Origin of the sequence: Bacillus cereus, assembly GCF_007678085.1 — a bacterium.
GTDB classification, from domain to species: Bacteria; Bacillota; Bacilli; order Bacillales; family Bacillaceae_G; genus Bacillus_A; species Bacillus_A cereus_BE.
In genome coordinates this window covers 426,354-439,453 of record NZ_VEDW01000005.1, presented here as the reverse complement: position 1 = coordinate 439,453, position 13,100 = coordinate 426,354, and the positions used below count along the sequence as shown (strand labels likewise).

Sequence of the window (13,100 nt, the reverse complement as noted above, 5' to 3'; positions counted from 1 at the left end):
ACTCCCTTTTCCTATATGTATGCCACAATATGTAAAATATTAAACATACTCTTTCCTCTTTCGAAAAATGACAATAAAAAAAGAACCTATGACAGCATAGATTCCTTTTACGTAATCACTTTTTTTTCATCACTTTTTTTAATACAAAATAACCAATCGCACAAACAATAGCAGCAACTGCAAAATATTTAACATAAGGACCAGCTACTTTATTAATACTTTCCCACTCTGATCCTAACTTAAATCCTAAATATACAAACACAATTGACCATGGAATAACAGCTAGTGTAGTTAATGTAATAAACTTTGCATGTGACATTTTCGCAATACCTGCTGGTATCGAAATAGCATGACGCACAACTGGAATAAAACGTGCGGTAAAGATAACGCCAGTTCCGTAACGATTAAACCAATCTTCAGCATAATCAATATGTTTCTTCTGGATCAAAATATATTTTCCATATCGCTCAAGAACAGGCCTTCCTCCGTATCGACCGATCCAATAAATGAATAATTGTGCGATTACACCACCAATTGTACCGAACGCGACAGCGCCCCAAAACGTAATGCTTCCTGTTGATACTAAATAACCCGCATAAGATAATACGATTTCACTTGGGATAACCTCTAGCATTAATCCAAGCATAATTCCCCAATAACCAAGTCCTTCTAGAAAAACTAAAACGGAATGAATCAACTCTCCTAACATCATGTACCTCTCTTTACTGTTTTCATTGCAAAAAATAAAAGTACAAGCAGGCAATATCTTGTACTTTTATTTTTTTAAAATTTATTTCGTCTTCGTATCCCACTTAAAGATTTTATTTAAAAATTTATATACATTCTTTGACTCTTTCGTCAGAAGTGGACCTAAGATGGATAGTATAAGCACGTATAGTGCTGAGAATGGTTTCAGTACTGACATTAAACCACCGGCGATACCGATATTAGCCATAATGATGGAGAATTCTCCTCTTGAAACGATCGTTAATCCAATATTTGTTGAAGCTTTATGAGATAATCCAGCTTGTCGCCCCGCAATCATCCCTGCAACAAAGTTACCGATGATTGTAAGAAGGACAGCACCTAACGTTAACCATATCGCTCCGCCTAATGAAAACGGATCAATACTTAATCCGAAACTGAAGAAGAAAATAGCTCCGAAGAAGTCTCTAAATGGAACAACGAGATGTTCAATTCTGTCACTATGCTCTGTCTCAGAGAAAACTAATCCTAAAAGAAGTGCTCCAATTGCTTCAGCAACGTGAATTGTTTCTGAAAATCCTGCAATAAAGAATAACGAAGCAAATACTACAATAATGAAAATTTCATCCGAACTAATATTGAGTAATTTATTTAATAACGGCGTCGCCTTTCTAGCTACGATAAAGAATAGAAGCATGTATCCTAAAGCAATTCCAATTGAAGTAAGAGCACCTAGGAAGGAAGCATGATCTCCTAGAACTAAACCAGATACAACTGATAAATATACAGCAAGGAATATATCTTCGAACATAATAATTCCTAAAATTAATTCGGTCTCATTATTACCAGTTCTTCTTAAATCTACTAACACTTTAGCAACGATAGCACTAGAAGAAATCGTAATAATACCCGCAATAATTAAGATTTCTAGTAAAGGGAATCCCATTATAAATCCGTATAATAAGCCAAGTGAAAAGTTAATTAAAATATAGATTGTTCCGCCAATCGCAATAGACCGTCCAGATTTAATTAGTTTTTTCATCGAAAACTCTAGTCCTAGATAGAACAGAAGGAACAGAACACCAATCCGTCCAAGGAAGGAAATTACACTTGCACTTTCAATAAACTTGAAATCGATCACACCTATTGTTGGCGCATGTGGCCCCACTAACATCCCAAGAACAATTAGAAAAGGAATTACTGAGAATTTAAACTTTCCAGCAATTACTGCCGCAATTGCAACTAATACTAACGCTGTACCAACTTCAAAAATTAACGTATCCATCTAGTCAGTCCCCCTATTCGAAAGTAACTCATTAATAATCTTTTTAATTTCTTCTCTCTCACCAGAAACTACAAGCATATCGCCTTCTTCAATTACCGTTTCTGGTCCTGGATTAAATAGCTTTTTCATATTCTTCTTCATAACTGCAATGATCGTTACGCTATATGTTTTTCTTATTTCAAGATCGCCAATTGTTTTTCCAAGTGCTAGAGCTGCATTCTCCACTTTAAACCACTCAATCGCTAAACCTTCAAAGACCATTTCAACATTTTCTAATGCTCTAGGTTTGTATACCATTCCGCCTAATATTGCTGCAATTTGTCTTGCCTCTGAGTCACGTAACGAAATACTTGAGATACTTTCTTCATGGTCTGAATCAAAATGATACATTTCTCTACGCCCGTCATCATGAATAACAATCACCATCTTTTCGTTACCTTTCGTAACGATTTGAAACTTATAACCAATACCCGGAAGTTCACTTTCTCTAATATTCATATTTAACTCCTCCACAACATTTTTTATTTGAATTTTCTGTTTTTCTGTCTTTTATTCATCCAATCAACTTTAGAAATTCTAACCATTCAGGATACTTATGAGTTGGAAATCTTTTATTGTAATAATAAGTGGCTCCTAAAAAGATACTTACAGATGTAATGATAAAAAATATATTACTTCTCGTTTTCAAACTCTTAAGGCTTACATTCAATAAAGATTCTTCTTTCAAATTATCCCCTCTTCCTCGCTTTACATTTAGTTTTTTAAAATGTAAATAATTCTAAAAATATTACGATGTAACATAATCATAACACAAAATATGTTTATGTAACATAATTTTTTAGAAAAATTGATTCTCATATATTTTTTGCATATAATTTTCTTATTACGAAAAAAGGAAGTGTATTATATGGTTGATATCTTTAGCAGATTCCTTGAGGTAACGAATAATATTTTATGGTCATATATTCTTATTGCAATGCTAATCGGCTTCGGTCTTTATTTCTCTTTCAAATTAAAATTTGTCCAAATTACTCATTTTGGTGAGATGGTCGGTTTAATTAGTAAAGGGTTTAATCGAAAAGAAAAAAAGAAAGATAGCATCTCTCCATTCCAAGCATTTTGCTTAAGTGCAGCAGCACGTATCGGTATCGGAAATTTAGCTGGTGTAGCATTAGCCATTTCAATGGGTGGACCTGGCGCAATATTTTGGATGTGGTTTATCGCTATCCTTGGAGCAGCTACTAGTTTCGTAGAATGTACGCTCGCTCAAATTTATAAAGTAAAAGATGGAAGTAGATTCCGTGGTGGACCAGCATATTACATGGAAAAAGGATTAAACAAACGCTGGATGGGTGTTTGGTTCTCACTTCTTATTACAGTTGCGTACGGATTAATTTTCAATTCTGTACAAGCAAATACAGTAACAATAGCATTTGAAAATGCTTTTGGACTAGAGCGCACTCTCGTAGGAGCTCTATTAGCTTTATTAGTGGCAGTTATTATTTTTGGTGGTATTAAGAGCATTTCACGTATTACAGAAATGATTGTTCCTCCAATGGCAATTATTTATATTGGTGTGGCAATTTTCGTCGTTATTAACAACTTCACTATGTTACCAAGCATTTTTACAGAAATATTTAACAGTGCATTCGGTTTAGACCAAGCTATCGCTGGTGGTATCGGTGCAGCAATCAAGTTCGGAATTCAGCGCGGTCTATTCGCGACAGAAGCAGGTATGGGTAGCTCGCCTAACGCAGCAGCAACATCAGATGTATCTCACCCTGTAAAACAAGGACTTGTTCAAGCATTAGGAGTTTTCGTAGACACATTCTTAGTATGTACATCAACAGCGTTTATCGTATTATGTTCTGGACTTTACAAAGGATCGAATTTAGAAGGTATTGAATTAACACAACAAGCATTAAGTTCACAAATTGGACCGTGGGCAAGCACTTTCTTAGCGATTATTATTTTCCTATTCGCATTCAGTTCTTTACTGGGAAACTACTATTATGGTGAAACAAATATCGCATTCATTAAAGAAAGCAAAACATGGTTAATGATTTATCGCGTTGCAGTTGTCGGAATGGTATTCTTCGGATCAATCGCTGCCCTTCAAACAGTTTGGAGCTTAGCTGATTTATTCATGGGACTAATGGTATTCACAAACTTAATTGCCATCTCATTCCTTAGCAAGTTCGCCTACGCAGCATTAATAGACTATATGAAGCAAAAGAAACAAGGAAAAGATCCTGTCTTTGTTGCAAGTTCTATCCCTGGCTTACAGAATACAGAGTGCTGGGATGGACAGGATGTAGAAGAAAAACAGAAGGCTGTGTAATAATTAAAAGCGGATGCGGCTCGTTCAGAACAGGAGGGTGTTGGAACTCCTTCATTCGAGGCGCTTTTTGCCTCGAATGAAGGAGTGAAACAACCGACTGTTCTAGCCGTTGGAGCTGGATAGATTTAAAGCAAAAGCGGCTCGTTTAGAACAAAAGCTATATATCAAAGCAAATCCCTATTACTCCACAGTAATAGGGATTTTTATTTACAACAGTTCATAATTTGTTCAAATTAATTCCAGCAAAAGGGTTGATTTATACGAATTACTAGATTATAATAATTATAAATTAGTAATTGATATAACATAACAACTCAAAAGGAGATTGATCATAATGAACAAACAAGTAATCGAAGTATTAAACAAACAAGTAGCAGACTGGAGCGTTTTATTCACAAAACTACACAACTTCCATTGGTACGTAAAAGGACCTCAATTCTTCACACTACATGAGAAATTCGAAGAACTTTACACAGAATCAGCTACTCACATCGACGAAATTGCAGAACGTATTTTAGCAATTGGTGGTAAACCAGTAGCAACAATGAAAGAATACCTAGAAATCTCTACTATTCAAGAAGCAGCATACGGAGAAACTGCAGAAGGGATGGTCGAAGCAATCATGAAAGACTACGAAATGATGCTAGTCGAACTGAAAAAAGGCATGGAAATCGCTCAAAACTCTGACGACGAAATGACATCTGACCTATTACTAGGCATCTACACAGAACTAGAAAAACACGCTTGGATGCTACGTGCGTTCTTGAATCAATAATAAATTTAAAAGCGGAGGTGACTTGCTCAGAACAGGAGGGCATTGGAGCTCCTGACGAAGAGGCGCTTTTTGCCTCATAGGAAGGCGCGAAATGACCGACTGTTCTAGTCACCGGAGCTGGATAGACTAAAAGCGGAAGCGGCTTGCTCAGAATCGTAGGACATTGGAGCTCTCGACCTTGAAGCGCTTTTTGCTTCGAGCGAGAGAGCGAAATGACCGGAGATTCTAGCCGCTGGAGCTGGATATCACTTAAAAGCGGATGCGGCTTGCTCAGAATCGCAGGACATTGGAGCTCTCGACCTTGAAGCGCTTTTTGCTTCGAGCGAGAGAGCGAAATGACCGAACATTCTAGCTACTGGAGCTGGATATCACTTAAAAGCGGATGCGGCTCGTTCAGAACAGGAGGGTGTTGGAACTCCTTCATTCGAGGCGCTTTTTGCCTCGAATGAAGGAGTGAAACAACCGACTGTTCTAGCCGCTGGAGCTAGATAATACTAAAAGCAGAAGCGGCTCGTTCAGAGTCGCTTTTTTTCTATGGAGTGGTTGCGCATATCAGTACATGAAATTTATATCAACGATTTTTTTATTATATCGACGATTCGACATAGGATATCGACTTACCGACAAATCACGACAATATCAGCACCCTTCTCCTCTACTTTTATCAATATATTACAATCCCTTTTATGTTAAAATATAGGTAACAGCCTTTAGTAAAATAGATCCAAAAAAGCTTTTCCATATTCATCATTTACTACTTAAATGGCGGGAGTGGTTCAGTTGAAAGACTACTTAATTAGAGCATTTTTTGCATTAATAACAGTTGGGATTGTCTTACTTATAGCTAATATTTTCAATATACGTATCGAGGTGAAAGACTATGCTTTCCTCGTTGTTGTAGCAATTGGTGGCGGCTGGGGTGGCTGGTACCTGTATAAAAAACAAAGTAATCAAAATGATAAAGGCATTCCAAAGTAATACGGAATGCCTTCTTTTATTGCCGTCTATAATAAATAATAAAATTCAAACCGCTAATACAACCAATCGCAATAAACATGCTAAAACTCTGTGCATCCCCAGCTAGATTATACTCATCAACGATAAACCCAGTCATAAACAACGTGATCGCTGAAACACCGATACATAATATCGAAATAAACCAAAGCGAAAATTCATTAATTAGCTCTTTCTTCTGTGTTGAAACAATTAGCATAACAAGAATAGCTGCTGCTAAAATACTTTTAAAAACCGGCCTTAAAAATACGAACTCCTCCATCTATTTCTCCTTTTCCAAAAACATTATATTTCAACATTAACATATTTAACCAAATTAAAAACACATGCCTTTTCAAGATAAAATGACATGTGTTTCCAAAAATCTCTATACAATTGGATTATGATAACTGTTTCCACTTCGTTCCTAAAACAGGACGCTCATAATTTTGGATCTCATGAATTAGTTTATCTGCCGTCTCAGCTGAAACGATTAACTCTTTATTCGATGGATTCATAAACCCTTCTTCCGCTGCGCGTTCAACCATTTGCAAAATTGGTCCGTAAAAGTCTTTTATATTCAATAAACCAACCGGCTTATTATGTATACCAATTTGTGACCAACATACTACTTCAAATAGCTCTTCAAACGTTCCGTATCCACCTGGCAGCGCAATAAAAGCATCCGCAAGCTCTGCCATTTTTGCCTTGCGCTCATGCATCGTTTCTACTTCAATTAGTTCTGTTAATCCTGTATGAACAATCTCTCCTCGGAATAGACCGCGCGGCATAACCCCTGTTACACGCCCGCCTAAACGAAGAACTTCATTTGCTACTTCTCCCATTAATCCAACACAAGAACCACCGTATACAAGCTCATAATCGTTTTCAACAAACATTTTCCCTAACGCTATTGCCTGCTCTTTGAATTCTGGTCTCTCCCCTAAATTGGAACCTGCAAACACACAAATCTTTCTCATTCCTACACCCCGAAACTATATATTGTTATGATACAATGAATATTGTACAACATATTGAAGGGATGAGGAAGAAATGGATATCGTCGCATTTCAAAGATGGGTGGAGGAATTTTACGAAAAACGAAGCTGGTCACAGTATAATTCCTTTATTCGCTTAAATTTCTTAACAGAGGAAGTTGGGGAAGTTTCACGAGTTGTTCGTGCCATTGAAATCGGCCGTGATCGCCCTGATGAAGACGCGAAAACAGAAGAAGAGCTAAAACAAGAGTTAAAAGAAGAACTCGGTGACGTACTATCTAATCTTATTATTCTTTCACAAAAATATGATTTAGATTTACAAGACATTATGGAAGCACACGTCACAAAGCTTTCGAAAAGATTCGAGACATCCAAATGAGAATATTATCAATTATGGTATAATATTCTTGTCACAATACTAAGGGGGATTTTATGTTATCTAAAAAATTGCACGACGCATTAAATGATCAAATGAACTTTGAATTTTTCTCTGCCCATGCTTATATGGCAATGGCTGCTTACTGCACGGCGGAGAGCTATGATGGATTCGCTAACTTTTTCCTTGTACAAGCTGAAGAAGAACGTTTCCACGCAATGAAGCTTTACAACTACATTAATGACCGCGGTGAGCGCGCTATTATTACTGGATTTGATAATCCGAATAATGAATATGAATCTGTACTGAACGCTTTTGAAGTGGCACTTGAGCACGAGCGTGAAGTAACGAAGCGTATTTACAACTTATCTGATATCGCTTGGGATGAGCGTGAACACGCAACAATTACATTCTTAAAATGGTTCGTCGATGAGCAAGTAGAAGAAGAAGCTTCATTCGATAGCATCATCCAAAAATTAAAACGTATTACAAGCGATTCAAACGCATTATTTATGCTAGATGCTGAATTAGAGAAACGTACATTTACGCCTCCAGCTGAATAGTATTTCAATCACCTTAATGAATGTATTAAGGTGATTTTTTTATCTCTTCTCTCAGCTTAATAACCTTAGCCAAATCCTTCTTATAAAAACTTGAAACCTTTTCAACAAAGTCACTATGAGTAAAAGTTCTATCCCCTTCTTCTACTCTGCTTAAATATCCATGTATAAATTTCAAAAACGCTCTGGCATCTTCTCCAGTTAAACGATTAATGTTATCTATAACCTCATCAAATTCCTTTAAACTATCCCGTTCTTTCACCCTAATTCCCCCCTCTCCACACTATTTATCATATCAAAATAAAAAAAGCCGCTCATCCCTCTAGGCGAGAGATAAACGACTTCTTTACCATTTTATTAAAGCATAACCCCAACGATAATCGCTGATAATATACTTACTAACGTTGCACCGTATACAAGTTTTAATCCGAATGATGATACAACGTTTGCTTGTTTGCCATCGATACTCTTCGTTGCACCCGCGATAATTCCGATTGATGAGAAGTTCGCAAATGATACAAGGAAGATAGATAAAATACCTACTGTACGAGTTGATAAATCACCAGCTACTTTTCCAAGGTCAAGCATTGCAACGAATTCGTTCGTTACTAATTTCGTTGCCATAATTTGTCCTGCTGTTAGCATCTCTGATGTTGGAATACCCATTACAAATGCTAATGGTGAGAAGACATATCCTAAAATGCTTTGGAATGTGATTCCGAAAATTGAATCGAATACACCGTTAATTGCTGTAATTAATGCTACGAAACCGATTAACATCGCCGCTACTGTTACAGCGATAGAGAAACCAAGCATAATATATTCGCCTAACATTTCAAAGAATGTTTGTTTTTTATCTTCTTGTAATTCTAAAATATCGTCTTCTTCTTTTACTTCATACGGATTAATGATATGAACGATAATGAATCCGCTAAATAAGTTTAATACAAGTGCTGTTACTACATATTTTGGATCAATCATTTTCATATAAGAACCGACGATTGACATCGATACTGTTGACATAGAAGATGCACAAAGTGTGTATAAACGATTTTTCGGTAATTTGCTTAGTTGATCTTTTACTGTAATGAATACTTCACCTTGACCAACGATTGCAGCTGCTACCGCATTATATGATTCTAGTTTTCCTAAGCCGTTAATTTTACTTAATAGGAAACCGACTGCACGGATGATAATCGGTAAAACTTTAATATGTTGCAGAATCCCAATTAGTACTGCTAAGAAAATAATTGGTAATAATACTGTTAAGAAGAATGGTGCTTGTCCATCGTTCGCTAAACCACCAAATACGAAATTAACCCCTGCTTCCGCAAATTTTAAAATAGCGCCAAACCCATCTGCAATCCCTTTTACTAATACAAATCCGACCTTTGTATTTAGTAAGAAATACGCAAGTACCAATTGAATGACAAGCATAAGTGCAATTGGTTTATATTTAATTTTCTTACGATCTGAACTGATAAGGAAACCTAGTACAAATACTACAAGTAAACCAACTAGAAACATTACTATTTTCATATGTGAATCCTCCACTTCTCCCACGAGTTATTGGTCGTATAACGAATGACGTCTGACCATTGATGTTAAAAAAATTTAAACCCCTAAATACTATTCAACTATTATCTAAAATCAGTAAGCGTTTACATGAATTGCAATTTATAAAAGGTAGCTTCTTCTCTCCTACCATACTTGAAAGTCTGAAATTGATACCACCTACAAATCAAATTGTAAGCGTTATCTAATCGAAATGCAATATAAATTTTAAAAGATTTTTATATGTTAATATATTCCTAAATAATTGGTTTTTTCATGCAAATTTACCATAAAAAATAGCCCTAGCTATAAGCTAGGACCATCTTTTTTATAACATAACACCAACGATAATCGCTGATAGAATACTTACTAATGTCGCACCGTACACAAGGCGTAGACCGAATGATGATACAACATTTGATTGGTTTTCATCGATACCTTTCGTTGCACCTGCGATAATTCCGATTGATGAGAAGTTCGCAAATGATACAAGGAATACAGAAAGAATACCAACTGTACGCGCTGATAAGTCACCAGCTACTTTTCCAAGATCAAGCATCGCAACAAACTCGTTTGATACTAATTTTGTTGCCATAATTTGTCCTGCTGTTACCATCTCTGCTTGCGGGATACCCATTACGAATGCTAATGGTGAGAAAATGTATCCTAAAATAGCTTGGAATGTAATTCCGAACATTGAGTCAAACAAGCTATTAATTGCTGTAATTAATGCTACGAAACCAAGTAACATTGCCGCTACTGTGATTGCAATTGTGAAACCAAGCATAATATATTCACTTAGCATTTCAAAGAATGATTGTTTTTTCTTATTTTCTAATTTCAGTGTATCTTCTTCTTCTGTAATATCGTACGGGTTAATAATATGAATAATAATGAAACCACTAAATAAATTTAATACAAGTGCTGTTACTACATATTTCGGTTCGATCATTTTCATATAAGAACCTACGATTGACATTGATACTGTCGACATTGAAGATGCACATAATGTATATAAACGATGTTTTGGGATTTTACTTAATTGATCTTTTACTGTAATAAATACTTCCGCTTGCCCAACAATGGCAGCTGCTACTGCGTTATATGATTCTAGTTTTCCTAGACCATTTACTTTACTTAACAACGTACCAATAGCACGAATAATTATCGGTAAAATTTTAAAGTGTTGCAGAATTCCGATTAAAACGGCAAAGAATACGATTGGTAATAGCGCCGTTAAGAAGAATGAAACCTCTCCTTTATTAACAAGACCGCCAAATACGAAAACGATTCCAGCTTCCGCATATCCAAGAAGCGCGCCAAATCCATCTGAAATTCCTTTTACTAAAATATAACCAACTTGCGTATTTAATAAGAAGTAACTTAATGCTAACTGAATAACAAGCATGATTGCGATTGGTTTATACTTAATCTTCTTTCGATCGGCACTTATAAGAAAACCGAGTACGAATACAACGAGCAATCCTACAAGAAACATAACAAACTTCATTAATAAAATCCTCCATTTAACTCTTCATTAACGTTGAACGTCTGACCACTCAAAATAAGAAATAATCCGAACTTTCCATTTCTCCTCCAAAACCTTCAATTGGATGGGAAAGATCATAAAACCTCTTGTTTCAAAGGCATTTTCCATTCTAACATAAATCACAACTCATATCCGCACTTTTCTTAAAAAAATTACATTTTATTATAAAACATTCATTAATGTTCGTCTTTTACATTATAAAGTAAACTTTAATCAGCCCTCACAAATAGCGGGATAAAACAAAAAATGAGCATCAAGTTTCACTTGATGCTCACCTCATTATACTGCTTTTTCCTTATCAGCTACCGCTGGCTTGTCCCAACACTCTGTATTGTTCAAACCTGGAATAGACTCCGCATAGAATACCGGATCTTTTCCTTGTTTCTTTTGCTTAATGTAATCTGATAACGCTGCGAAAGCATACTTAGAAAGGAATACGATCGCCACTAAGTTAATAACAGCCATAATCCCCATGAATAAATCTGCTAAATCCCAAACGATTTGAATTGTTGCTACAGATCCTAACACAACCATACCAAGTACAGCAATGCGGTACGCTGTTAATAACACTTTACTTCCATTTAAGAATTCAATATTCGTTTCACCATAGTAGTAGTTACCTACTAATGAACTAAATGCAAACAAGAAGATTGCAACCGCTACAAATATAGATGCCCACGGTCCGATATGTTGGCTTAATGCTTGCTGTGTTAATTGAATACCATTTAAATCAGCCGCATTATGCACATCTGATAAAAGAATGATAAATGCTGTACAACTACAAATTAATAATGTATCTGTAAATACCCCTAAAGTTTGAATAAAACCTTGTTTAACTGGGTGCGTTACGTTTGCAGTCGCAGCTGCGTTCGGCGCACTCCCCATACCTGCTTCATTTGAGAATAACCCACGTTTTACCCCTAGTAAAATCGCAGCTCCTAATCCCCCACCTACTACTTCTTTAATTCCAAATGCATGTAAGAAAATCTCTTTAAATACATACGGAATTGCCGTAATGTTTGTTACAACAACGAATAATGCCACTGCTACATAAATAATTGCCATTACCGGAACAATCATTTCAACCGCGCGTGCAATACGTTTTACACCGCCGAAGATAATAACTGCAAGTAAACCAGCCATTACAAGGCCTACTAATCTACTGTCTGTTTTGAATGCCCCATCAAAAGCAGCAGCTACAGTATTAGACTGTACAGCGTTAAAAATTAATCCGAAACTTACTGTTATTAAAACAGAGAAAATAGCTCCAAGCCAGCGCTTATTTAATCCTTTTTCCATATAATAAGCTGGTCCACCACGGAACGCATTCCCATCTTTTACTTTATAAATTTGCGCTAATGTGCTCTCTACAAATGCAGAAGCACCCCCAATTACCGCGATTAACCACATCCAAAATACTGCTCCTGGTCCACCTGCTGAAATTGCGATAGCTACACCAGCTAAGTTACCAGTACCTACACGAGAAGCTGTACTCATACAAAAAGCTTGGAACGATGATACACCACTCTTCTCTTTTTGTGCTTTCCTCGTTTTCGAACTTGCCCCATCCCCAAGCAATCGAATCATTTCACCGAAGTAACGAACTTGGACAAATTTCACACGAAACGAAAAGTAAAGTCCTAACCCAATTAACATCGCAATAATGACATATGACCAAAGGACATTATTTATATCCCCAATTACCTTAGCTAAAAAATCCATAATTGCATTGCCCCCTCTTCCTAACAATAAGAAAATTATATTCTAAAAACTTTTAGTAATCAAGAACTTTATGTTAGGTTTTATGACACGATTACGTTAATTGTCTTAACATATATGTTTTTTTACGTAAAAATATAACCCGTACGTGCATGTATCCAATACTCAATCACTTATCCCATTCGACCAGTCATACTTTTAAGACAGTACGTTCCCTACAAATAACAAGAGGAATGAACAAACCA

The 13,100-nt window shown here is 36.1% G+C and carries 14 protein-coding genes; 5 read left to right on the top strand and 9 right to left on the bottom strand.

The window, feature by feature from the left end; genetic code table 11:
* Positions 1–115: 115 nt before the first annotated feature.
* From uptA to FS742_RS22570, 3 genes are all read right to left on the bottom strand, one after another.
* Positions 116–709, bottom strand: a complete 594-nt coding sequence (gene uptA / locus FS742_RS22580; RefSeq protein WP_144615201.1) for an undecaprenyl phosphate transporter UptA — start codon at positions 707–709, stop codon at positions 116–118.
* An 81-nt stretch (positions 710–790) separates the two neighbouring features.
* Positions 791–1,990, bottom strand: a complete 1,200-nt coding sequence (locus FS742_RS22575) for a cation:proton antiporter (protein WP_144615199.1) — start codon at positions 1,988–1,990, stop codon at positions 791–793.
* Positions 1,991–2,488 (bottom strand): cation:proton antiporter regulatory subunit, encoded by a 498-nt coding sequence (locus FS742_RS22570; RefSeq protein WP_001026063.1) that lies wholly within the window; start codon positions 2,486–2,488, stop codon positions 1,991–1,993.
* Positions 2,489–2,897: 409 nt separating this feature from the next.
* Between FS742_RS22570 and FS742_RS22565 the strand changes: the two genes are divergently transcribed.
* From FS742_RS22565 to FS742_RS22555, 3 genes are all read left to right on the top strand, one after another.
* Positions 2,898–4,331 carry an alanine/glycine:cation symporter family protein gene (locus FS742_RS22565; RefSeq protein ID WP_144615198.1) on the top strand — a complete coding sequence of 478 codons (1,434 nt, stop codon included), beginning with the start codon at positions 2,898–2,900 and terminating at the stop codon, positions 4,329–4,331.
* A gap of 334 nt (positions 4,332–4,665) precedes the next feature.
* On the top strand, positions 4,666–5,106 hold the full coding sequence (locus tag FS742_RS22560; RefSeq protein ID WP_001041892.1) for a Dps family protein: 441 nt from the start codon (positions 4,666–4,668) through the stop codon (positions 5,104–5,106).
* A gap of 780 nt (positions 5,107–5,886) precedes the next feature.
* Entirely contained in the window at positions 5,887–6,084 is a 198-nt protein-coding gene (locus FS742_RS22555) for a hypothetical protein (RefSeq protein ID WP_000656322.1), read from the top strand.
* Between the two features lie 16 nt (positions 6,085–6,100).
* Here FS742_RS22555 and FS742_RS22550 read toward each other — a convergent pair whose 3' ends face one another.
* Positions 6,101–6,382: a hypothetical protein gene (locus FS742_RS22550; RefSeq protein WP_144615196.1), complete on the bottom strand. Its 282-nt coding sequence runs from the start codon at positions 6,380–6,382 to the stop codon at positions 6,101–6,103.
* Between the two features lie 118 nt (positions 6,383–6,500).
* Complete coding sequence (locus FS742_RS22545; RefSeq protein WP_048528219.1) at positions 6,501–7,079, bottom strand: LOG family protein; 579 nt, start codon at positions 7,077–7,079, stop codon at positions 6,501–6,503.
* Positions 7,080–7,152: 73 nt separating this feature from the next.
* Between FS742_RS22545 and FS742_RS22540 the strand changes: the two genes are divergently transcribed.
* Entirely contained in the window at positions 7,153–7,476 is a 324-nt protein-coding gene (locus FS742_RS22540) for a MazG nucleotide pyrophosphohydrolase domain-containing protein (protein WP_000355762.1), read from the top strand.
* A gap of 53 nt (positions 7,477–7,529) precedes the next feature.
* Entirely contained in the window at positions 7,530–8,036 is a 507-nt protein-coding gene (locus FS742_RS22535) for a ferritin (RefSeq protein ID WP_144615194.1), read from the top strand.
* A gap of 25 nt (positions 8,037–8,061) precedes the next feature.
* Here the strand turns inward: FS742_RS22535 and FS742_RS22530 are convergent, their stop codons facing one another.
* From FS742_RS22530 to FS742_RS22515, 4 genes are all read right to left on the bottom strand, one after another.
* Complete coding sequence (locus FS742_RS22530) at positions 8,062–8,295, bottom strand: hypothetical protein (protein WP_144615193.1); 234 nt, start codon at positions 8,293–8,295, stop codon at positions 8,062–8,064.
* 95 nt (positions 8,296–8,390) lie between these two features.
* A complete protein-coding gene (locus FS742_RS22525) occupies positions 8,391–9,572 on the bottom strand; it encodes a NupC/NupG family nucleoside CNT transporter (RefSeq protein WP_098078510.1) in 1,182 nt (393 codons plus the stop codon).
* Between the two features lie 343 nt (positions 9,573–9,915).
* A complete protein-coding gene (locus FS742_RS22520) occupies positions 9,916–11,097 on the bottom strand; it encodes a NupC/NupG family nucleoside CNT transporter (protein ID WP_144615191.1) in 1,182 nt (393 codons plus the stop codon).
* Between the two features lie 318 nt (positions 11,098–11,415).
* Positions 11,416–12,858, bottom strand: coding sequence for an alanine/glycine:cation symporter family protein (locus tag FS742_RS22515; RefSeq protein WP_144615190.1), 1,443 nt, complete (start codon positions 12,856–12,858; stop codon positions 11,416–11,418).
* Between the last annotated feature and the right edge of the window lie 242 nt (positions 12,859–13,100).